The sequence below is a fragment of the Azospirillum sp. UFLA03-27 genome (genome assembly GCF_059803775.1).
The window spans coordinates 1-20,604 of record NZ_JAUQTX010000026.1 but is presented as its reverse complement, the minus strand read 5'-3'; the positions used below and the strand labels follow the sequence as shown (position 1 = coordinate 20,604).

Below are 20,604 nucleotides of genomic sequence, written 5' to 3'. Positions count from 1 at the left end.
TCTCCATCGCCGGGAGCCGTTGCGCTCGCTTGCTAGCCCTTTCCCCTCTGGGGAGAGGGGATTTGGAAAGCCCCCATCACGGCTTGACGATCACGCCCCAGGGCGCACCGCCGACCGCGATCGACTTCACGACCCGGCCGCGCTCCAAATCCATCACCGACATGTCGTTGCTGACGCCGTTCGTCGTGTAGAGGCGCTTCTCGTCCGGCGACAGCGCCAGATTCCAGACGCGCTGGCCGACGAGGTGGTAGCGTTTCACCTCGTAGGTCTTGGCGTCGATCTCGGCGACCCGGTTGGCCGGGCCGAGGGCGACGAAGGCCCGCTGACCGTCGCTGGTCAGCTGGATGCCGACCGGCTGGATCGATTCGCGCGGCACGCCCTGGACTGCGAAGCTGATCTTGTGGACGAGCTTGCGCGAGGACGCGTCGATGACGCTGACCGTCCCGCCGACCTCCGACGACACCCAGACGAACCGCCCGTCCCCGGTGAATTGGGCGACGCGCGGGCGCGCATCGACCAGCACGTTGTCGATGATCTTGTGCGATTCCGTGTCGATGAAATGGGCCATGTTCGTCGTTTCGGACGTGTTCACCAGAATCTTGCCGTCCGGGCTGACGCCCATGCCCTCCGGTTCCACCCCCACCTGGATCTCACCAATGATCTTCTTTGTCGCGATGTCGACCACTGAGACCATGTTGTCATCCTCGTTGGCGACGTAGAGCCGGTGTCCCTGCGGGTCCAGGACGAACAGCTCCGGATCGGGGCCGGAGGGCAGCCGGTCGACGACCTTCTGGGTCGCCACGTCGATGACGTCGATCCGGTTGTCGTCGCCGACGCAGACGAAGATCTGCGTCATGTCCTCGTTGAAGGTGATGCCGCGCGGCCGGCGGCCGACCTTGATCGTCGCGACCACCTGCAACTTGCCGCCATCGACCACCGAGACGGTGTTGCTCTTCTCATTCGACACGAAGATCGTGTCCGCCTGCGCGGGCTGGGCGATGGCGAAGCCCAGCAGCGCTAACGCGCCGATCCGGGCGGCTCCTCCGGTTAACGACATCACGTTCCCTCCCATGGTTGCCCCCTGCCGGGGCTTTTCTCAGCGGGTGCGGCACCGGCTTTCCGGGCGATCGTCGCCGAGCGCGTCGAGTTCCGAGAACTGGTGCAGGTAGCCCGGCTGCGGCGACACCGAGACGAGCACGCGCGGCCCGGCCAGCAGCACCGGCTGCCGAAGCTGCCCGTCCCAGTCGCGGAAGGTCAGCCCCTGCCCCTTGAAGGCCGGCAGGGTGAAGTCCGGGCCGCGCACGAAGGCGGCCAGCGCCGCGGGGTCGGCGGACTTGGTGCGCGTCGCCGCCTCGCCCACCGCGCGGACGGCCATCCAGGCGGTGTAGTCGCGCGGGCGCATCCAGCGTCCGGCCTGCCGTTCGAAGCGGCTGTGGATCTGCGTCGCCCCCCACTGCTCATGAACGCGCGACCACGCGGTCGGGACGAGCCCATGGGTGCCGACGACCGGGCGGGGCAGCCACGTCTGGTAGAGCAGATACTCGCCGAACCCGTCCGCCTCGTCGGCGACGACCAGCACGTCGTGCTCGGTGCCCTGGGTGAAGGTGAGGATTTCCGACTGGACGGTGACGTGGCCGGTGTCGACGCGGCGGTTCGCGTCCTCGAACGTCCAGTGCTTCTCCTCGACGATTTTGGCGCGGTAGCGCTTGGCGGCGGCGCGGATCGCGTCGGCGTAGGCGGCATCCTGCGGCGTCCGCCCGACCACCAGCAGCCAGTTCATCCATTTCCGCGACGCGAGATACTGGGCCAGCGCGTCGGCCTGCATCCGCCGGCTGGGCGTCACATGCAGCAGGTTGGCGCGGCAGCGCTCGTTGCGCAGGTCGTCGTCCGGCGCCCGGGTGTTGAAGATCAGCATGCCGCCCGCCTCGGGGATCGCCGCCGCGGCGAGCAGCGCATCCTCCTTGAGGTCGGCGACGAGCAGACGGATGCCCTGCCCGGCGAGGTCGCGCACGGCGTCCTCGACGCGCCCGTCCTCCGGCACCGTCATCTCGACCAGATCGAAGCGCTGGTTGAGGAACCGCCCGGTCGTGTTGTTGTCGGCGATGGCGAGGCGGGCGCCCTGGACGCCCTCGTCGTCCGACACCGGTTCAAGGAAGGTCTGGGGGATCCGCGGCTCCTCCGCGCGGGTCAGATAGCCGATGCGGGCCACCAGCGGATCGGCGCCCCACGCCGGGGCCCCGAGCAGGAGCGCGGCGGCGACGGTCAGAAAGGCGGCGGCCCGGATCACGGGAAGGCGCCCGCTACCCTTCTGACAGGATAAGCACTTCTCCGATCCCTCCGGCCGACCGGTCGCCGATAAGGCGCCGGGCACGGGTTCCGGCGGTTGGGAATCCACTGGGCCAAGCCCCGCCATCGATCAGCTCCTTCCGCATCAGGTCCAGAAACAGCCAGTCGTTCATGCCGCCATCGACGAAGCCGGACGGAACGGCATCCGGCGTTTGGGGCAGCAGGATGGAGCCGCGGCGCATGGCCTGCCCCGCATCGGGGCCGCAACCGGCGCCGACGGCGATGGTCCCGGCGATCATCCGGGCGCCGCACAGGCTCCCCACCCGTCCGTGGACGGCGATCAGGCCACGGCGCATCCGCTCGCCGACGCGGTCGCCGGCGTTGCCCATGACGACGACGGAGCCGCCGCTCATGCCGCGCGTGCCGCCGGCCAGCGGCGCCCCCAGGAAATCTCCGGCATCGCCCGCGACGTGCAGGCGCCCGCCGGCCATTCCGGCGGCGGCGAAGGCGCCGCAGTTCCCCGCGACAGTCAGCGTGCCGCCGCGCATGGCACTGCCAGCGTAGGCGCCGCACTCCCCCTCGACCCGGATGTCCCCGGCGGTCATGCCCGTCCCCACCCCGTCGAGCACCGCGCCGCCGGGACGCAGGATCAGGGTACCGGGAGGGCCGCCGTCCTCAAGCGTGAACAGCGCGTCCAACCGGTGACGCCCCCGCCCACGGCCCAGCATCAGCCCGGCCAGCGCCTCCCGCCCGCCCTCGATCAGCCGTTCGGGCAGGACCCCAGTCATGTCGATCGGCGGACCGGAAGGATCGCGCGTGGTGAGGATGACGCCGCTCATGCCATCACCTCATGCAGGCGGAACTGGTAGCGGCCGAGCTTGCCGCCATAATTGCCAGCGGTCACCGACACCACCCCACCCGCAGCGCCGAGGTCCGCCACGGCGGCGATGCCCGCGCGCATGGCGGCGGCGACCGCCGCCTCGCTCACCCCGTCGATGACCAGTTCGAGGATGGACTCCACCCCCTCCGGCACCAGAGACGCCGGCACCGCCGCCCGCAGGGTCGGGCAGAAGGCGGTGTTGGTGGAGGCGATCAGACCCTTGTACTTGCCGCCGATCTTGGAGCCGGAGCGCACCACCCCGCCGGGAAAGGGCAAAATGGCGCCCGGAACCTCGCGGATCGCCTGCACCGCGGCCTCCGCCGCCGCCAGCCCGGAGCGACGGTTCGCCGCCAGGATGATGAAGTTGCCGCCGCCGACGCCGTCGATCGCCGCGGTGGCCGCCTCGCACAGGAACTCGCCGTCCATGACCGGTATGCGCCAATAGCGGCGGGACCCGACCCGCTTGGCGATCTGCCAGCCGTCGCCGAAATAGCGCAGCGCGTTGCCGAGCGGAATCGCCGAGCCCTCCCGCAGCCCGGCGTAGCAGGCCGTTCCGGGGCAGGTCATGACGCATTGCCCGACGCGGCGCGCCACCTGCTTCGCCAGTTCCGCCTTGGACATGGCGAACAGCAGCACGGCAGCGCCGGGCCGGGAGTCCGGGGTCTCATCAGACGACAACACGCGCTCCATCGCCGCCTCGCAGCCGCAGGCGATCACCGAAGTGGCGAAGCCCGTCATGCTGACCACCGCCGCCTCCACCCAGTCCGGCGTGTCGGCGGTGATGACCAGCCGCGTGCCGAGCATGGGGAAGGCCTCAGCGAAGGTGTCCTCGATGTAAACGCCGTTCAGCCGCATCAAAAAGCCCCCGGCTGGCACGCGTGGCGGACCAGGCCGTTGCCGCCGCGGATCTCCTCCTCCGCGATGCGGAAATGCGTCAGCCGCTGGCCCATGCGCTCGTCGAAACGGCGCGTCATCCAGGATTCGATCGTCGGATCGTAGGCGGGCTCCACCACATGCGTGCGCCCCTGGACCAGCGCCACCACCACGCCGTCGCGGACGATCAGGCGGCCGTCCTTGAAGACGAGGTCCGGCTTCTCGAACATGGCGCGGCGGTCCGGCCGGTCGGTGTAGACGGTGATGTCGGCGACCGCCCCCGGCCCGAGATGGCCGCGGTCGGTCAGGCCCAGGATGCGCGCCGGGGCGGCGCGGGTCATGGTGGCGATCTCGCCCAGCGAATACTCGCGCGTCAGCGATCCCAGGATGGTGTGCTCCGGCAGCGCCGGGTGCAGCTCCGCCATCCGGGCGAGGCGGTGATCGCAGTCCATCAGCAGGCGGATCAGCTCGGGATAGCTGGTGAAGGGCGCGCCGTTCGGGTGGTCGGTGGTGAGGAAGATCCGCCAGGGGTCCTCGATCAGCAGGAACAGCTCCAGCCCGATCGCCCATTGCAGCGCGTTGACGAAAGCCTTGTCGCGGTAGCGGAAGGGCACGACGCCGCAGCCCGCGTCGCATTCGATGTCCATCATCACCCATTTCTTCGGGTGGGCGAGCCCGGTGTTGTTCATCTGCGCCATGGTGTCGGCCGAGGCCGTCACCGTCTGGCCGAACATGATCTGCCCGACATCCACCGAGATGTTGGGCCGGCGGTTGACCGCCTCGGCCACCCGCGCGGCGGCGGAGGAGAATTTCCGGTCGCCCTCGGCGCCATAGGCGTGGAACTGGACGTGGGTGAGGTGGAGCCGCAGGCCATCGACCGCCGCGATGCTGTCGAGCGTCGCCTCGACATTGCCGGGGACGCCGAGATTGAAGCCGTGCAGGTGCAACGGGTGCGGGATCCCCAGGCGCTGCACTGCCCCCGCCAGGGCGGTGAGGATGCGGCGCGGCGTGATGGCGTGGAAGGGGCCGTTCTCGTCCACGTCGAGGCGGCGCTGGTTGTACTTGAAGGCGTTAATTCCGCCGGGATTCACCGCCTTGACGGCGAGGCTGCGCGTGGCGTTCAGCATGAAGCCGACGTAATCGGCCACCGCCTCCTCGTCAGCGCCGGAGGCGAGAAGCTCCAGCAGCAGGTCGTCGTTGCCCAGCACCAGATAGCCGCCGGTGTCGATCAGCGGGATGTCCGCCATTTCCAAGTGGGCGTGGCGGGCGTTGCTCGGCAGCATCGCCGGCTCGAAGGCCGCCGTGTAGCCCATCTGGGCGTAGCGGCAGCCCGTGGCGTGGGTGGACGGGGTGGCGAGGCCGCTGCAACCGCAAGGCCCCTCCGCCGCCGCGCGGTGCTCCTCCGCCATCAGCAGGCGCGCTATGTTGACCTTTCCCCCGGCGATGTGGCTGTGGATGTCGATGGCGCCGGCCATCACGACCCGCCCGGACAGGTCATGGACCTCGTCCGGCGCCGCGCCGGGGCCGGGATCGGCGACGATCCGCCCGTCCTGGACGAACAGGTCACCCACCGCGCCGTCGCGCCCGTTGGCCGGGTCGTAAAGGCGCGCCCCGGCGAGTTTCGTCAGCATGCGGGAGCCTCCTGCGGCAGGTCGGCGGCGATCGCCTTCAGCACGGCCGCGGCGTCCGGCAAGCCACGGTCGATGAGCCCGCGCGCGCGCAGGGCGACCACCGTGTCGCTGCGGAAGACATGGGCCGGGTGGTCGATGCCCGGCGTGCCGACGGGAATGAACACCGCCGGCTCGCTGGCAAAGGCGGTTCCCGGCGGGGCCAGCGCGACGACGGTCTGCCCCGCGGGAAAGGCCGGCACCTCCGGTCGGAAGGCGGACACCCAGACGACGGCGTCCGCCACGGCCGTGTACCGCGCCCAGGCGAAGCGGTGGGGATCGTGCAGCGGCGCCCCTCCGGCCAGCGACATGCGCAGCGGCACTCCAAAGCGCCACGTGCAGACCTGATTGACCCCGATCACATTGTCGTGCCCGGCCAACGGCAGGCCGGCGCAGCGGGTGTGGCGGTTCGCGTCGCGCACGAGGCGGACCAGCCGCTCGACCGTCAGGTCGGCGTGCGGCCCCTCGAAGGCGGCGGCGGACCAGGCCACGACCGCGTAGCGCGCCGTCACCAACCGCTCCGCCAGGGCGGCGATGTCGCCGGCCGCGATGCCGGCGGCTCCCGAGGCACGGGACGGATCGGCCACGGCCACGGCCAGCGCTGCCGCCGCGTCCCCAATCTTCGCAGGGTCACCGGCCAGCACCGTGACGGGAAGACCCGAAAGCGCGGCGCGCGTGGCGTCCAGCGGTTCGCCGCCCAGGAACACCACCTCCCGCGAGGGCGGCGTCTGGAAAGCCGGTGTGGGCGCCACCCAGCGCTCGAAGAAGCGCGGGTGGAGCGCCGCCGGGTCCGGTCCGGCCACCAGCAGCAGGTCGCAGCGGTTGCGCAGCTCGCCCAGGGTCGTCGCGATCCAGCCCGTGCGCTGAAGCACCGCCAGATTGCGGTACAGCCCGTCGGACAGCGCGTGATCGACCACCGCTCCCAGCCGCTCGGCGAGCGTCAGGGCGGCCCGCGCCCCATCGACATCCGTGCCGAGACCGGCCACCAGAGGCGTTTGCGCCGCGCTCAGCACCGCGGCAGCGACTTCCACCGCCTCCGCCAGCGGCACCGGGACACCCGCGACGCGCGGCGGTTCCGCTTCTGGTGTGTGGGAATAGCGCTCGCGCGCGACCGGGCAATCGGTGGAGCGCACCGCCAGCGTCGACAGCGGCTCCTCCTCGACGGTCAGGTCGTCGCAGCCGAGGCCGCAGAGCGGGCACACGACGTCACGATGGACGACGGGGCGGGCAACGGAATGGGATGGCCGGTCGCTCGCCATGCCGTCAGTCGTACTTGATATAGGCGAAGCGCGGATCGTCCTTGGGCGTTCCCTCCAACGCGCCGCCGTCACGGGCGGGTTGCCATTGGACGACCTCCTCGATCTTGCGGGCGAGTTCGAAATCCTTGTCGGTGATGCCCTTGGCCGAGTGGGTCTTCAGCCGCACCTCGACCCAGGCGTAGGAGGCTGTGAGGTCCGGGTGGTGCCACGCGGCCTCGGCCAGATGGCCGACCGTGTTGATCACCATCAGGGTGCCCTTCCAACTGTTCGTCTTGTACTTCCGCCGGATCCAGCCGTCCTCGAACCGCCACCGCGGCAATATTTGCTGCAGCCGCTCAACGATTTCCGTATCGGAATAGGTGGTTTCCCGAACCGCGGTCATGTCTTCCTCCCCGAAGTGACCGAACAGTCCTCACCCCGAAGAGGTATATACTATTGGATCGGGGTCTTTCTTTAACGAAAGATTATCATGACCAAAAGAACGACGCAACTTTCCTTAAGCGAGTGAGGTCCTCATGCCACTCGGCGTCGATGAAGTCAGGGAGGTGCGGGTCACGGCGCCCGCGCGGTTGCATCTGGGGTTTCTCGACATGAACGGCGGTCTCGGCCGACGTTTCGGCAGCCTGGGGCTGACGCTCGACGGGATGGCGACCACCCTGCGGGCGCGACCCTCCGACCGCCTCTGCGCGAGCGGCCCGTCGGCGGAGCGCGCGCTGACGGCCGCGCGGGCGGTCTGCGACCGCTTCCGTTGGCCGGCCCGCGCCGAACTGACGGTGGAGGAAGCGATTCCAGAGCATGTCGGGCTGGGGTCCGGTACCCAGCTCGGCTTGGCGGTCGGCACCGTGCTCGCGCATCTGCACGGGCGGCCCTCGACGGTGCGCCGCCTTGCCGCGGAGCTGGAGCGCGGCGCCCGTTCGGGCATCGGGATCGGCGCCTTCGAGAATGGCGGCGTCATCCTGGACGGTGGCCGGGGGCCGGACGACGCGCCGCCGCCGATCGTCGCGCGCCTGCCTTTCCCCGAGACGTGGCGCGTCCTGCTGGTCCTGCACCGCGACGGCCAGGGGTTGCACGGCACCGCCGAGTTGCAGGCCTTCAAGGCTCTGCCGCCCTTTCCGGCGGAGCGGGCCGGGTATCTTTGCCGCCTGATCGTCATGGCGGCGCTTCCGGCGCTGATCGAGGGCGACGCCGACCGTTTCGGACAGGCGGTGGGCGAGTTGCAACGCACCGTGGGTGACCATTTCGCCCCGGTCCAGGGCGGTCGCTTCACCAGCCCCCTGGTGGCCGAGGCGCTGGCGTGGTTGGAGGCCGAGGGGATTCCGGGCGTTGGCCAGACATCCTGGGGGCCGACCGGCTTCGCCATCGTCGGCGACGCCCGGCGGGCCGAAGCCCTGCTGGCGGAAGCGCGGCGCCGCTGGGTGGGGTCTGCGCTGGACTTCCATCTGGCCCGTGGCCGCAACGACGGCGCGACGCTGGAATCCACCACCGACCGGGTGGTGCTGCGGGCCTCCTGACCCCTCACACCCGAGCCAAGCGGGAGGCGCGCGATGGCCGCACCCTATGTTCTGCACATGCTGACGCCGCTGAAGCACGTCAGCGCCTTCGACGTAAACATGGCGGCGGACGCCGGCATGGGGCCGCTGTTCCCCTACACCGGCGTCGCGCTGGAGGAGGTCACCGGCATCACCCAGGACGCGATGTTCTCCCGTGACCCGGCGAACGCGGCGCGCACCGGGCTGTTCATCGGCGGGCGCGACGCGGTCCTGGCGCTCGACATGATGGACGCCGCCCGCAAGGCCATGTTCGCACCCTTCACCATATCGGTCATGGTCGATCCGTCGGGTGCCTTCACGACGGCCGGCGCCATGGTCGCCGTCGTCGAGCGCGCCCTGCGCCGCAGCCACCCGGATGGGATCAAGGGCCTGACCCTCAAGGTTTTCGGCGCGACCGGCGTGGTTGGCGGAATCGCCGCCGTGATCGCGGCCCTCGCCGGCGCGCGCGTCACCCTGGTCAGCCACCGCGGCCTGTCGGGCGTCGAGCCGAAGGCCGCCGAGTTCCGCCGGCGCTTCGGGGTGGAACTGGCCTGCGCCGACGCGCCCGATGACGCGGCGCGGGAGGCGCTGCTCGCCGATGCCGAGGTGGTGTTCGGCTGCGGGCGGGCCGGCGTTCAGATCCTGTCGGCGCGCAACCTCGCCGCGGCGGGCCGCCTGCTGGTCGCGGCGGACATCAACGCGGTTCCACCGTCCGGGATCGAAGGGGTCGGCCCCAAGGACAATGGTACGCCGCTTCCCGGCGGGCGCGGCGTCGGTGTCGGCGCGCTGGCGGTCGGCGCCGTCAAGTTCCGGGTGCAGCACGCCCTGCTGACGCGTCTCGCCGCGACGAAGACGGCGGTGTATCTGGATTTCTGCGATGCCTACGACGCCGCCCGCCAGATCGCCGGCTGACGCGGTGGCGGAGGGTCCAAACATCGTCGTCGCGGCCCTGTCGGCACGGGCGTTGGCCGCCGCCGCCCGCCGCGCCGGCCGGCGGCCGGCGTCCGTCGATCTGTTCGCGGATCTGGACACCAGGCAGCTTGCTGAGCCCTGCCTGCGCCTGCCCGCCGAAGGTCTGCGCCTGGAATTCGCCTCCCTTCTGGACGCCCTGGCGCGGGCGGAGCTGCGCGGCTTGCCGCTGGTCTACGGCGCCGGCTTCGAAGACGATCCGGCGCTGCTGGCGCGCCTCGCGGAGGATCGCCCTCTGATGGGCAACCGGCCCGAGGTGGTGGCGCGCGTCAAGGACCCGTTCCGCCTCGCCGCAATCCTGCACCGGCTTGGCATCTCTCACCCTCCGGTCGCACCGGCCTGGGACGGGTCGCCCGGCGATTATCTGTGGAAGCGGATCGGCGGCAGCGGCGGCGCGCACATCACCCCCGCGACGGGCGGCAAAGCCAAGCCGGGCTGGTATCTCCAGCACCGCGTTGCCGGCCATGCCGTATCGGTCCTCTTTCTCGCGGACGGCGACCGCGCCGTCATTGTCGGGCTGAGCCGGCAGTGGACCGCGCCGACCGCGGCAAGCCCCTACCGCTACGGCGGCGCCGCCGGACCATGGCGCTGTCCGGAGCGCTGGACCCGCGCCTTGCCCGCCATGGTAAGCCGTCTTGCGGTCGCATTCGAACTGGTCGGATTGAACAGCGCCGATTTTCTGGTGACCGGATCGGATCTTCATCTGTTGGAGATCAACCCGCGGCCGGGCGCGACGCTGGATGTCTTCGACCACCCGCCGATGCCGCCCCTGCTTGGCCTTCACCTGGACGCTTGCGCCGGGCGCCTGCCCGACCGCCTGCCGGCGTTGTCGTGGTGCCGGGCGGCGGCGGTGCTCTACGCCGACGCGCCCACCCGCATCGAGGCCGGGGAGCGCTGGCCGGCCTGGACCGCCGACCGGCCGGCGGCGCCTACCCCGATCGGGCGCGACGAGCCGGTCTGCACGGTGTTCGGGGAGGGTCCCAGCGCCACCGCGGCACGGCGTCATGCCGAGCGGCGGCAACGCGAACTGGCGGCCCTCGCCGCGATGGAGATGCAGTGATGACCACGGAAGTGCTGTCCGATCCACGCCCAAGCCTCGCCGCTCTGTCGGCGCCGCTGGTTGAGCGGCTGGTGGCCGATGCCCCGGTGCTCCGTCTCGGCATCCGGAGGGTCGGCGGGGCCTGCGTCGTCGATGCCGGGATCGACCATCCCGGCGGGCTGGAGGCCGGACGACGCATCGCTGAACTGTGCATGGGCGGCCTTGGCCGGGTGGCGTTCGGCCCGATCTCCAGCCTGCCGTCCTGGCCGTTCGGCGTCACCGTCCACAGCGCGCAGCCGGTCCTCGCTTGCCTCGGCAGTCAGTATGCCGGCTGGAGCCTCAGCCACGGCAGCGGAAAGGGTGCCTTCTTCGCGCTCGGCTCCGGCCCCGGCCGCGCGTTGGCCCGGCAGGAGGCACTGTTCGACGAACTGGCCTACCGCGACACGGCCGACGCGGCGGCCTTCGTCATGGAAGCGACGGCGGTGCCGCCCGCCGAACTGATCGCCCACATCGCCACCACCTGCGGCATCGCCGCGGACCGGCTGACCCTGGTCCTCACCCCGACGCAAAGCCTGGCCGGGACCACCCAGGTCGTCGCCCGCGTGCTGGAGGTCGCCCTGCACAAGCTGCACGCTCTCGGCTTCCCGCTCGACCGTGTCACCGACGGCATCGGCATGGCGCCGCTGCCGCCGCCGGGCGGCGGTTTCCTCACCGCGATGGGCCGCACCAACGACGCGATCCTCTACGGCGGCACCGTTCATCTGCACGTCACCGGTCCGGACGACGCGGCGGAGGATCTGGCGCAGCGCCTGCCCTCCGCCGCCTCGCGGGACCACGGGCGCCCCTTCGCGGAGATTTTCGCGGCGGCGAAGGGGGACTTCTACGCCATCGATTCCATGCTGTTCAGCCCGGCGCGCGTGACCGTCACCGCTCTGGACAGCGGGCGCAGCTTCCACGGTGGAAACCTCGCCCCGAACCTCGTGGAGCGCTCGTTCCGCGATGTCCGGTGAGCGCGCCGCCCTCATCCTCACCGAGCGGCCCGACTGGCACACGCCGCGGCTGGTCCGGGCCATTGAGGCACGCGGCCTGCCCTGCCGCTGCGTCTCGCCGCGGCGCTGCGGGATCGCCGTCGGCCACACGGCGACCGGCCTGCTGATCCCCGGCTTCGAGGACGCGCTGCCGGCGGGCGTCTTCGTCCGCGCGGTGGGCCAGGGCAGCTTCGAAGAGGTGACGCTGCGCCTCGGCGTGCTCCACGCGCTGCGCAACCTCGGAGTGCCGGTCTGCAACGACGCACGGGCCATCGAGCGTTGCGTGGACAAGAGCATGACCAGCTTCCTGCTGGACCGCGCCGGCCTGCCGACCCCGCCGGCCCTCGCCACGCAGGAGGCTGAACCGGCCCGGCGGCTCCTCGACCGCACGCCCGATCAGGTGCTGAAGCCGCTGTTCGGCGCGCAGGGTCGCGGCCTGCAACGGCTGGACGGACCCGACGCGCTGCCCGACGCCGAAGCGGTCGGCGGCGTCTACTATCTCCAGCCCTTCATCCCGCCGCGGACCGAAGGCGCGTGGCGGGACCGCCGCGTCTTCGTGACAGGCGGACGGGCGGTCGCCGCGATGACCCGGCACGGGCGGAGCTGGATCACCAACGTCCATCAGGGGGGGGCGTGCGAGGCCGCCCCCGCCGACGACGAACCCGCCGCGCTCGCCGTCCGCGCCACCGCGGCGGTGGGTGCGAGCTATGCGGGCGTCGATCTGATCCAGGACCGGGCGGGGCGCTGGCTGGTGCTGGAGGTCAACAGCATGCCGGCGTGGCAAGGGTTGCAACGGGTCAGCGCGGTGGACATCGCCGACGCCCTGGCCGCCGACTTCGTGGAGCGGGTGGGCGCATGATCGGTGGGCGCATGATCGACTGGGCGCCGATCCCCCCCGATCCGGCCTCCGGCGTGGCCGGCGCCTACCGCGCCGCCTGCCATCTGGAGCTGCGCGCGCTGAAGCCCGGAAACATCCACATCCATGCCGAGGGACACGGCATGACCGTCGCCCAATTCCTCGCCAGCGCCGAGACGACCGCGCCCATCCTTGCGCGGCCGGGGCTGGGCGTCGGGGAGCGGCTGCACGCCGCCGTCCGTGCCACGCGGGACGCCGTCGGCTGCAACACCAACCTCGGCATTCTGCTGCTGGCCGCACCGCTGGCCCAGGCCGCGCTGATGCCCGGCGAAGCCCCCTTGCGCGATCGGTTGCTCCATGTCCTCGGCAGCCTGACGGTGGAGGATGCCGATCTGGCCTTCCAGGCGATCACGCTGGCCGAACCCGCCGGGCTGGGCCGCGTGGAGGGGGCGGACGTGCACGCCCCGGCGCGAGTGACCCTGCTCGACGCCATGCGGGAGGCGCAGGACCGCGACAGCATCGCCCGGCAATACGCGACGGGCTTCGCGGACGTTTTCGACACCGGCGTGCCGAGCCTGCGGCGATGGCTGGACGCCGGGGCGGATTTCGAGCAGGCCACGGAAATGATTTATGTCGAATTCCTCGCCACCCTGCCCGACAGCCATGTCATCCGAAAATACGGGCGGGAGCGTTCTGAATGGTTACGCGCACGGGCTTCGGAATTGAGGGAAAACACGGCCCCGGATTGTGCATTCACGCTAACGCGATCGCGCTTGGCGGAACTGGACCGGGACCTCAAATACAATGGCGTCAACCCGGGAACGACCGCGGATATTGTCGTGGGTTGCCTCCTTGCGTTCTGGCTCATGCAATCTCCGCAGCCGCCCGTCATAACGGACGTTCTTCGAAAAGACGCGCTCCACGAAGAACGCCGGCAACACTAGGGAGAGAGGACATGCCGATGTGGGGAGGACAGTCCACGAAGATCAACCGCGTGCTCGTCGGCGAGTCGCTGGTCGGTGATGGGAACGAGGTCGCCCACATCGACCTGATCATGGGACCGCGCGGCAGCGCCGTGGAAACGGCCTTCTGCAACGCGCTGACCAACAACAAGGATGGCTTCACCGCCCTTCTCGCGGTCGTCGCACCCAACCTGATGTGCAAGCCGGCGACGATCCTGTTCAACAAGGTCACCATCAAGGGCGCGGAACAGGCCGTGCAGATGTTCGGTCCCGCCCAGCACGCCGTCGCCAAGGCCGTGGCCGACTGCGTCTCGGAAGGCACCATCCCGCAGGACGAGATCGACAACATCTTCATCTGTGTCGGCGTCTTCATCCATTGGGAGGCCAAGGACAACGCCAAGATCCAGGACTACAACTATCGCGCCACCAAGGAGGCCATCGAACGCGCGGTCGCCAGCTTCCCGAGCGCGCAGGACCTGATGAGCCAGAAGGACAAGGTGAAGCACCCCTTCGCCGCGTGACTGCCTTATCGGGACAGGGCATCCAGTTCCGCACCGCCGATGCGGCCGTCGTGCAGCGCCGTCGCCACCAGGGCGCCGGCGCTGCCGCGCGCTGCAAGGTCACGGAGGTCGCCGCCGTTGCGCACCCCACCAGCGGCGAACAGGCTGGCCTGCGGCTTGATCCGGCCGATCTCCGCGAGCCGCCCCCAGTCCGGCCCCTGCCCCGAACCGACGCGGGTCAGGGTCATGACGATGATCCGCTGCGGCCACAGGTCGGGGCGGTTCGGCAGGTCCGGCGGCCCGACGAAGCGGTCGCGGAAATCGAGCGAGAGGATCACCCGGTCCCAGGCCGGATCGGCCTTCAACATGGCCAGCGGCGCGAGACCGTCCAGGCTCTCGCTGCCGAGCACCGCGTCACCGAGCCCCGACGCGATGAAGCCCCGCACCGCATCGGCGGTGCGGAACCCGGCATCGACCCAGAACCCGACGTCCGGGAAGGCCGCTTTCAGCCGCGCCAGCGCCAAGCGGTTGCCACCGGTGCCCTGGATTGCGTCGAGGTCGGCGGCGTAGACGACGCGGAATGGATGCAGGCGGAGCAGGCCGCCGACCACCGCCACCGGGTCGTTGCCGGCGCACAGCGAAGAGCGCAGGGGCGGGTAGCGGTCCCGGTCGCCTCGGCGCGCGTGCACCACCCCACCTTCCCTCAGGTCGATCACCGGAACGACGTGGAACATCTTCCCCCTCCCTCGGCTTCACGGTGGCGGACAACATGCACATCCTGGTTGTCGAGTTCGTGACCGGCGGCGGCATGCCCTCGGACGCCGCCATCCCCGCCAGCTTCGCCCGCGAGGGCGACCTGATGCTCCACGCCCTGCTGGCCGACCTGCTGGAAGTGCCGGGGGTGGCGGTGACCGTCACCCGCGACGCCCGCCTTCCGCCGCTCGCGGCGCCCGTGCGCAGCATAACCACCACCGACCCGCGTGAGTCCTGGTCGCTTTGGGAGGACCTCGCCCGGCAGGCGGACGGCGTCTGGCCGATCGCCCCGGAAACCGACGGCGCGCTGGAGCGCTTCAGCCGCATGGTCGAGGCCAGTGGGCGCCGCCTGCTCAACAGCAGCGCCGACGCAGTGGCCGTCGCGTCCAGCAAAGCGACGACCGCGACCGTGCTGTCGGCGGCCGGGCTGCCCGTCGTCCCGGTCTGGCGCGTCGGTACCGTCGCTGCGGACGGGCCGCCGGGGAACGGGCCATGGGTCGTCAAGCCCGACGACGGGGCCGGATGCGTCGACACCCGGCTGATCCGCGACCATGCCGACTGGAAGGGCTGGCTGGCCGAGGCGGACCGGAGCGGCTTCGTGGTGCAGCCCTTCCAGCCCGGCACGCCGGCCAGCCTGTCGATGCTCTGCCGTGATCGCCGGGCTTGGCCGCTGACCGCCAACCAGCAGAGCGTGTCCCTGTCCGGCGGCGTCTTCTCCTACGGCGGGGGAACCGTTGGCGGATTGGCGCTGTCCCCCGTCCTTTCCGATCTCGCGAGGGGCGTCGCGGCGGCGCTGCCCGGCCTGTTCGGGTGCGTAGGCGTCGATGTCATCATCGGTCCCGACGGGCCGACAATCATCGAGGTCAACCCGCGTCTCACCACCTCCTCCGTGGGGGTGCGGCGCGCGACGGGGCTGAACGTCGCCGCGGCGGTGCTGGATCTGGCGCGCGACCCGCCGGTTCCGCCGCCGCCGGTGACGCGCATCGAACCGGTCTTTCTGACGCTTGAGGGGTGAGCCATGGATGGCGGCGCGTTGATCGGATTGGATATCGGCGGAGCGCATCTGAAGGCCGCCCTGTTCGACGAAACGGGGATGCTCCGCGACCTCGACCAGTGGCCCTGCCCGCTCTGGCTGGGCCTCGACCGCTTGGAGCAGGCCGTCGCGGCGGTGGTTGCCCGTTGGGGCCAACCGCAACGGATCGCCGCGACGATGACCGGGGAGTTGGCGGACCTGTTCGACGACCGTGCGGACGGCGTGCGCCGCATCGCCGCTACGATGCGGTCCGCCCTGCCCGCCGCGACGCTCAGCGTCTTCGCCGGCCCTGGCGGGCTGGTGCCGGTCGATGCCGTGCCCGACTGCGCGGAGGCGGTGGCTTCCGCCAACTGGTACGCCACGGCGCTGCTGGCCGCAGCGGGCGGCGACGGAGTCCTGCTGGATGTCGGAAGCACGACGACCGACATCGTCCCGCTCGGCGGCGGCGGCCCGCTCCATGCCGGCTATTCCGATGCCGAGCGGCTGGACAGCGGCGAGCTGGTCTACACGGGCGTTGTGCGTACTCCGGTCATGGCGGTGGCCCACACGGTCCCCTATGGCGGAGGCCGGCGCGCGCTGATGGCGGAGCTGTTCGCGACCATGGCCGACGTTCACCGCCTGACCGGGACGCTTCCGGAGGGCGCCGATCAGCACCCGACGGCGGACGGACGTGACCATGGAACCATTGCCAGCGCGCGGCGGCTGCTGCGGATGGTCGGCGACGACCTGGAGCCGGACGGCCTGGCGAAGGCCCGCCGGCTCGCCGGCCATCTCGCGGAACGCCAGCTCCGCCGGATCGAGGACGCGCTCGATCAGGTGCTGTCGCGGGGCTCGATGGCCGGCGCCCCGCCGCTCGTCGGCGCCGGGGTCGGCCGGTTCCTGGTGCGGCGTCTGGCCGAACGCCGGGAATCGGTCTACCGGGACTTCGAAGCGCATCTGCCGGTGGCGCCGGCCTTGCGGGAGCGTACGGGATGGTTCGCCCCCGCCGTCAGCGTCGGCTGGCTGGCCTTCGACGGTGCGTCGCACAAACACCTTTGCCCGGTTGCCGCCCCCGTCGGGGCGGTTTCATACTTGCCTGATTGAACACAATGCAGGACCGGACGATGGCTGCTGCGGCCACGTTCCTCCGGCCGTCCGCGCGTGCGGCACTGGCCGGCGTCTGGCTGTCCGTCTGGCTGTTTGGGGCGGCGGCCCCGGCGACGGCCGATCCCCTGCCCGTGTTCGAGGTCGCCCCCGGTGTGTTCGTGCACGCCGGTCGCCACGAGGAAACCGACGCGACCAACGCCGGGGACATCGCCAACTGCGGGTTCGTCGTCGGGGATGACGCGGTCGCCGTGATCGACAGCGGCGGCTCGCCGGTTGTGGGACATCGTTTGCGTGAGGCGATCCGCGTCCACACCGACCGGCCCATCCGCTATGTCGTCAACACCCACATGCACCCGGACCACATTCTGGGAAACGTGGCCTTCCTGCCCGACCGGCCCGATTTCGTCGCCCACGGCAACCTCCAGGCGGCCCTTGCGGCGCGCGGGGAGCATTATCGGCAGGCGTTCGACGCCGCGGTCGGTGCCGCCGCCGCTGCGGAGGTCCGGATCATCCCGCCGACCCTCGTGGTCGCCGACCGCCTGGAACTCGATCTGGGAGGGCGCGTGCTCGACCTTGTCGCGTGGCCGGTGGCCCACACCGACAACGACCTGACGGTGCTCGACCGGCAGACGAAGACGCTGTGGGCCGGGGACCTCCTGTTCATGGAGCGGGCGCCGGCCATCGACGGCTCCGTCCTCGGCTGGCTGCGCACGCTCGACGCTCTGGCCGCGGAACCGGCGGCACGCGTCGTTCCCGGACACGGCCCGCCCTCGGCCCCCTGGCTGGATGCAGCCGGGGACCTGCGCCGCTACCTGAGCCGGGTCGTCGAGGGTGTCCGCAAGGTCCAGGCCGCCCACGGCACGATCCAGCAGGCGGTCGAATCGGTCGCCGCCGAGGAGGCGCCGCGCTGGCGCCTGTTCGAGTCCTACAACCCGCGCAACGTGACGGCGGCCTTCGCCGAACTGGAATGGGAATGACACCATGACCACACCGCACCGGATCATCCGCAGGTTGTCGGGCGCCGCGCTGTCGGGCGCCGCCTGGCTGTGCCTGGGCAGCGTGGGCGCTCTGGCGGCCTCGCCGCAGGAGGAACGCTGGGACATGCTGCGCGACATGTATTTCTCGGGCCGCACGGTCGAGGATGCCGGCCCGCTCCTCAGCCTGGAGGCTCCGAAGCGGGCCAACGACGCGGCGGTCGTGCCCATCCGGATCGTGACGGCGCCGGGAAGCGGCGTCCAGGTGACCGCGGTCCACCTCATCGTCGATGAAAATCCCGTTCCGATGGCCGCGACCTTCCGTTTCGCCCACGGCGATAGCCCGCAGGCGATCGACACCCGTCTGCGGGTGAACGCCTACACCAACATCACCGCCGTCGCGGAGACCGGCGACGGGCGGCTGCTCCGCACCACGCAATTCGTCAAGGCGTCCGGGGGATGCTCCGCCCCTGCCCTGAAGAACGCCCAGCTCGCCGTCGCCCGCATGGGCAAGATGAAGCTGAACCTGCCCGACAGCATCACCGCCGGAAAGCCGATGACCGCGCAGTTGCTGATCAGCCACCCCAACTACACCGGCATGCAGTACGACCAGCTCAACTATTACTTCATCCCCGCCCACTACGTAAAAACCGTCGCCATCCGCTACAACGGGGCGCCGGTGCTCGACGTGCAATCGGACATTTCGTTGAGCGAAGACCCCAGCATCCATTTCTCACTGGTGCCGGAGGAGCAGGGAACGCTGGACGTCACCGCCGAGGATTCGAACGGGCGGGTTTTCCAGGAGAGCTGGCCGATCCGCGCCAATTCTGGTTCGTGAAGGTCGCCTGCGCCGCCGCTGGACCGCCCAGATGCAATCCGGGTCAGAAGCATTTCAGGTCGGCGGCGACCTGGGCTTGCCGGAACTCGTTCAGCAGATCCTTGATCCACCCGACGTCACGCATCAGCGCGGCGCGCTCGCCGGGTGCCTCCTGCATGCCCCGCGCGGTTTCCACCGCCACGTAGCTGTCGTAGGGGAAATGCGCGGCGATCTCATCGATGCTGCAGGAGCATTTGCGCACGACGTCCGGCCCCTGGCCGTTGGACAGCATGCAGCCGAGGACGTAATCAACGCGGGCGTAGGTGGGATAACCATCTTCGGCCCGCACCGTTCCGCAGCCGATCAGAAGCGCGAGCAACGCAACCGGAACACCATTCCTCGTCATCGGGTCGGGTCCATGCTGGTCTGTCCGAAGAAGCGCATTCTCATGGTGGGACGATGAGGCGTCCGGTCTCAAGCGCGCATTCGGAGATCGCCGCGGGGATGACCGGCCGATCCCAATCAGAGCCGAATAAATTCGGCATTCATTGACCACAAAAAATCCATCCGTATTTTCCGTGCCACTATCCATTCGTAGGATGGCCGCACCAGGATTGGACCGGTAGGCTTTCTGGAGAGGACCAAAACCGCAGATGGTCCTTTCCATCCAAAAACTGAGGGAGCGCACCATGAAGACTTGGCGCAAACCGAAAATCCGCGTGATCGCCGTCGGCACCGAAATCAACGCCTACGCCTGCGCACAGCTTTGATGGCGTGGTAACGGCGAAGCCGTGTGCCTCATCATGTCCACCACCGACCTTCCTGCGGGCAGCGGCGAGACACGTCTCCCCTGCCCGCATGTTCGTTTCAACAGGGCCCACAATCAAGGACCGGCCTGAGTTTGATCACCGGCCTCACGCCGGGCGCAGCGGCTCAAACCGGGCGAACCATTGGCCCGCCCCATCCGGTGCCGCGCTGTCGTAATACAGCGAGGACAGGCGCAGGCGGCCGGCTCCCTCCAACCGTGGCCCCGTCGCCATGGTGTGAAAGCTCTCCCCTCCCACCACGCGGTGCGCGATGGTGAGATAAAGCCGCGACAGCATTCCGTCCCGCAGCATGGTCGACAGCATGCGGGGACCGGTCAGCAGATACACGCTGCGAAAGCCGAGGTTGCCGAGTTCCCGGACCAGAGGCGCTCCCTCCACCGATGCACCGTCTCCAGCCAGGATCACCGGGAAGCCACGCGCGCGCAACGCGTCGACCCGATCGCGCGGGGCCTGCCGACCGGTCGCGATCAGAACACGCTGCTTCTCTCGGATGACCGACTGCGGAATCGGAAAATCGAGGCTGGCGCTGGCGATCACGACGGCGGGTTGGGCGGCCAAACCGTTCTCCTCCCTCCACCGCGCAAGGTCGCGGTCCACGGCGCGCGTCCCGATCTGCAACACGTCGTCCAACCGGCCCGCTGCGAGGTCGCGCAGGTAGCCGCCATGGGTGACGAGGCAATCGGCCTGGGCCTGCAGTTCGAGGAACAGGCGGAAATCACTCTCGCTGGTGATCTCGACTGGAAGGCGGCTCGCTTCGCCGTCCTGCAGCGCGATGCGCCCGTCCAGGCTGCCGACGAAGCTCGCATAGACGAACGGCGCCGATGCGCTGCCCAAGCTGTGCAGCGCATCGGCCACATAGAGCCCGGCCAGCGCCACCTCTTCGGGCGGTCCCGGAAAAAGCCTCAGCACACGCGCAGCCATACCCGACGATAACACCACCCATTCGGCAGCCAACAGCGCGGAAGGAGGGGACGCGCGGCAGCCCGCCTCCCCGTCAGGTGAACCAGCGGGCGGCATCGCCGGTCTGCCCGACGATGGTGACGCTCACCCCCGGCCGCAGATCGAGCACGGTGTTGCCGTTCACCACCCTCGCCGACGCGATCACGCTTTTGAGATCGAGCGAGGAGTCGAAAAGCGCCAGCCGGTCGGTGCCCGCGGTGAAATCCATCACCATCGATCCGCCGGACGCACCACCAAGGGCGAAGATGTCCGCCCCGGCACCACCCCACAGCGTGTCCGCACCGCCGTCGGCGAACAGCACGTCGT

Annotated in this window: 22 protein-coding genes and 1 pseudogene; 12 read left to right on the top strand and 11 right to left on the bottom strand. The window is 70.2% G+C overall.

What is annotated here, in order from left to right:
* Nucleotides 1–76 precede the first annotated feature (76 nt).
* From Q4I23_RS06305 to Q4I23_RS06275, 7 genes are read right to left on the bottom strand one after another with little or no spacing between them, the layout of a single operon-like run.
* Nucleotides 77–1,057, bottom strand: a complete 981-nt coding sequence (locus Q4I23_RS06305) for a PQQ-dependent catabolism-associated beta-propeller protein (protein WP_498525635.1) — start codon at nucleotides 1,055–1,057, stop codon at nucleotides 77–79.
* A 39-nt stretch (nucleotides 1,058–1,096) separates the two neighbouring features.
* On the bottom strand, nucleotides 1,097–2,287 hold the full coding sequence (locus Q4I23_RS06300; RefSeq protein WP_498525634.1) for an ABC transporter substrate-binding protein: 1,191 nt from the start codon (nucleotides 2,285–2,287) through the stop codon (nucleotides 1,097–1,099).
* Between the two features lie 13 nt (nucleotides 2,288–2,300).
* Nucleotides 2,301–3,125, bottom strand: coding sequence for a formylmethanofuran dehydrogenase subunit C (locus Q4I23_RS06295; protein WP_498525633.1), 825 nt, complete (start codon nucleotides 3,123–3,125; stop codon nucleotides 2,301–2,303).
* Nucleotides 3,122–4,021 carry a formylmethanofuran--tetrahydromethanopterin N-formyltransferase gene (gene fhcD, locus Q4I23_RS06290; RefSeq protein ID WP_498525632.1) on the bottom strand — a complete coding sequence of 300 codons (900 nt, stop codon included), beginning with the start codon at nucleotides 4,019–4,021 and terminating at the stop codon, nucleotides 3,122–3,124. Before fhcD ends, Q4I23_RS06295 begins: the two co-directional genes overlap by 4 nt.
* Entirely contained in the window at nucleotides 4,021–5,670 is a 1,650-nt protein-coding gene (locus Q4I23_RS06285; RefSeq protein ID WP_498525631.1) for a formylmethanofuran dehydrogenase subunit A, read from the bottom strand. Before Q4I23_RS06285 ends, fhcD begins: the two co-directional genes overlap by 1 nt.
* Complete coding sequence (locus Q4I23_RS06280; protein ID WP_498525630.1) at nucleotides 5,664–6,965, bottom strand: formylmethanofuran dehydrogenase; 1,302 nt, start codon at nucleotides 6,963–6,965, stop codon at nucleotides 5,664–5,666. Before Q4I23_RS06280 ends, Q4I23_RS06285 begins: the two co-directional genes overlap by 7 nt.
* A 4-nt stretch (nucleotides 6,966–6,969) precedes the next feature.
* Entirely contained in the window at nucleotides 6,970–7,347 is a 378-nt protein-coding gene (locus Q4I23_RS06275; RefSeq protein WP_498525629.1) for a 4a-hydroxytetrahydrobiopterin dehydratase, read from the bottom strand.
* Between the two features lie 133 nt (nucleotides 7,348–7,480).
* Here Q4I23_RS06275 and Q4I23_RS06270 point away from each other — a divergent pair, with 133 nt between their 5' ends.
* The 7 genes from Q4I23_RS06270 to fae are packed head-to-tail and all read left to right on the top strand — an operon-like array spanning nucleotide 7,481 to nucleotide 13,869.
* Nucleotides 7,481–8,476: a beta-ribofuranosylaminobenzene 5'-phosphate synthase family protein gene (locus tag Q4I23_RS06270; protein WP_498525628.1), complete on the top strand. Its 996-nt coding sequence runs from the start codon at nucleotides 7,481–7,483 to the stop codon at nucleotides 8,474–8,476.
* Between the two features lie 33 nt (nucleotides 8,477–8,509).
* Nucleotides 8,510–9,406, top strand: coding sequence for an NAD(P)-dependent methylenetetrahydromethanopterin dehydrogenase (locus tag Q4I23_RS06265; RefSeq protein ID WP_498525627.1), 897 nt, complete (start codon nucleotides 8,510–8,512; stop codon nucleotides 9,404–9,406).
* A gap of 4 nt (nucleotides 9,407–9,410) precedes the next feature.
* Complete coding sequence (locus Q4I23_RS06260; protein ID WP_498525626.1) at nucleotides 9,411–10,523, top strand: ATP-grasp domain-containing protein; 1,113 nt, start codon at nucleotides 9,411–9,413, stop codon at nucleotides 10,521–10,523.
* The gene (mch, locus tag Q4I23_RS06255; RefSeq protein WP_498525625.1) at nucleotides 10,523–11,512 is read left to right on the top strand and encodes a methenyltetrahydromethanopterin cyclohydrolase; all 990 of its coding nucleotides are present in this window, start codon (nucleotides 10,523–10,525) and stop codon (nucleotides 11,510–11,512) included. Before Q4I23_RS06260 ends, mch begins: the two co-directional genes overlap by 1 nt.
* Nucleotides 11,502–12,389 (top strand): RimK family alpha-L-glutamate ligase, encoded by an 888-nt coding sequence (locus Q4I23_RS06250; protein ID WP_498525624.1) that lies wholly within the window; start codon nucleotides 11,502–11,504, stop codon nucleotides 12,387–12,389. The genes mch and Q4I23_RS06250 overlap by 11 nt, the downstream gene beginning before the upstream one ends.
* A gap of 53 nt (nucleotides 12,390–12,442) precedes the next feature.
* On the top strand, nucleotides 12,443–13,330 hold the full coding sequence (locus Q4I23_RS06245; RefSeq protein ID WP_498525623.1) for a triphosphoribosyl-dephospho-CoA synthase: 888 nt from the start codon (nucleotides 12,443–12,445) through the stop codon (nucleotides 13,328–13,330).
* A gap of 11 nt (nucleotides 13,331–13,341) precedes the next feature.
* Nucleotides 13,342–13,869: a formaldehyde-activating enzyme gene (gene fae / locus Q4I23_RS06240; protein WP_162471583.1), complete on the top strand. Its 528-nt coding sequence runs from the start codon at nucleotides 13,342–13,344 to the stop codon at nucleotides 13,867–13,869.
* 5 nt (nucleotides 13,870–13,874) lie between these two features.
* Here fae and Q4I23_RS06235 read toward each other — a convergent pair whose 3' ends face one another.
* A complete protein-coding gene (locus Q4I23_RS06235; RefSeq protein WP_498525622.1) occupies nucleotides 13,875–14,582 on the bottom strand; it encodes a HisA/HisF-related TIM barrel protein in 708 nt (235 codons plus the stop codon).
* Nucleotides 14,583–14,617: 35 nt separating this feature from the next.
* On the opposite strand from Q4I23_RS06235, the gene Q4I23_RS06230 reads away from it, so the two are divergent.
* Genes Q4I23_RS06230 through Q4I23_RS06215 form a run of 4 tightly spaced genes read left to right on the top strand, consistent with a single transcriptional unit; the run spans nucleotide 14,618 to nucleotide 18,532 of the window.
* Complete coding sequence (locus Q4I23_RS06230; RefSeq protein WP_498525621.1) at nucleotides 14,618–15,616, top strand: ATP-grasp domain-containing protein; 999 nt, start codon at nucleotides 14,618–14,620, stop codon at nucleotides 15,614–15,616.
* An 18-nt stretch (nucleotides 15,617–15,634) separates the two neighbouring features.
* Nucleotides 15,635–16,717 carry a hydantoinase/oxoprolinase family protein gene (locus Q4I23_RS06225; protein ID WP_498525620.1) on the top strand — a complete coding sequence of 361 codons (1,083 nt, stop codon included), beginning with the start codon at nucleotides 15,635–15,637 and terminating at the stop codon, nucleotides 16,715–16,717.
* Between the two features lie 20 nt (nucleotides 16,718–16,737).
* Nucleotides 16,738–17,697 carry a quinoprotein relay system zinc metallohydrolase 2 gene (locus tag Q4I23_RS06220; protein ID WP_498525619.1) on the top strand — a complete coding sequence of 320 codons (960 nt, stop codon included), beginning with the start codon at nucleotides 16,738–16,740 and terminating at the stop codon, nucleotides 17,695–17,697.
* Nucleotides 17,698–17,701: 4 nt separating this feature from the next.
* Nucleotides 17,702–18,532 (top strand): quinoprotein dehydrogenase-associated SoxYZ-like carrier, encoded by an 831-nt coding sequence (locus Q4I23_RS06215; protein WP_454016330.1) that lies wholly within the window; start codon nucleotides 17,702–17,704, stop codon nucleotides 18,530–18,532.
* 43 nt (nucleotides 18,533–18,575) lie between these two features.
* Here Q4I23_RS06215 and Q4I23_RS06210 read toward each other — a convergent pair whose 3' ends face one another.
* The gene (locus Q4I23_RS06210; RefSeq protein WP_454016329.1) at nucleotides 18,576–18,917 is read right to left on the bottom strand and encodes a hypothetical protein; all 342 of its coding nucleotides are present in this window, start codon (nucleotides 18,915–18,917) and stop codon (nucleotides 18,576–18,578) included.
* 283 nt (nucleotides 18,918–19,200) lie between these two features.
* On the opposite strand from Q4I23_RS06210, the gene pqqA reads away from it, so the two are divergent.
* The gene (pqqA, locus tag Q4I23_RS06205; RefSeq protein WP_014242213.1) at nucleotides 19,201–19,281 is read left to right on the top strand and encodes a pyrroloquinoline quinone precursor peptide PqqA; all 81 of its coding nucleotides are present in this window, start codon (nucleotides 19,201–19,203) and stop codon (nucleotides 19,279–19,281) included.
* A gap of 144 nt (nucleotides 19,282–19,425) precedes the next feature.
* Here the strand turns inward: pqqA and Q4I23_RS06200 are convergent, their stop codons facing one another.
* Nucleotides 19,426–20,259, bottom strand: a complete 834-nt coding sequence (locus tag Q4I23_RS06200; RefSeq protein WP_498525618.1) for a RibD family protein — start codon at nucleotides 20,257–20,259, stop codon at nucleotides 19,426–19,428.
* A gap of 73 nt (nucleotides 20,260–20,332) precedes the next feature.
* Nucleotides 20,333–20,604, bottom strand: a pseudogene (locus Q4I23_RS06195) (hypothetical protein); the annotation flags it as partial.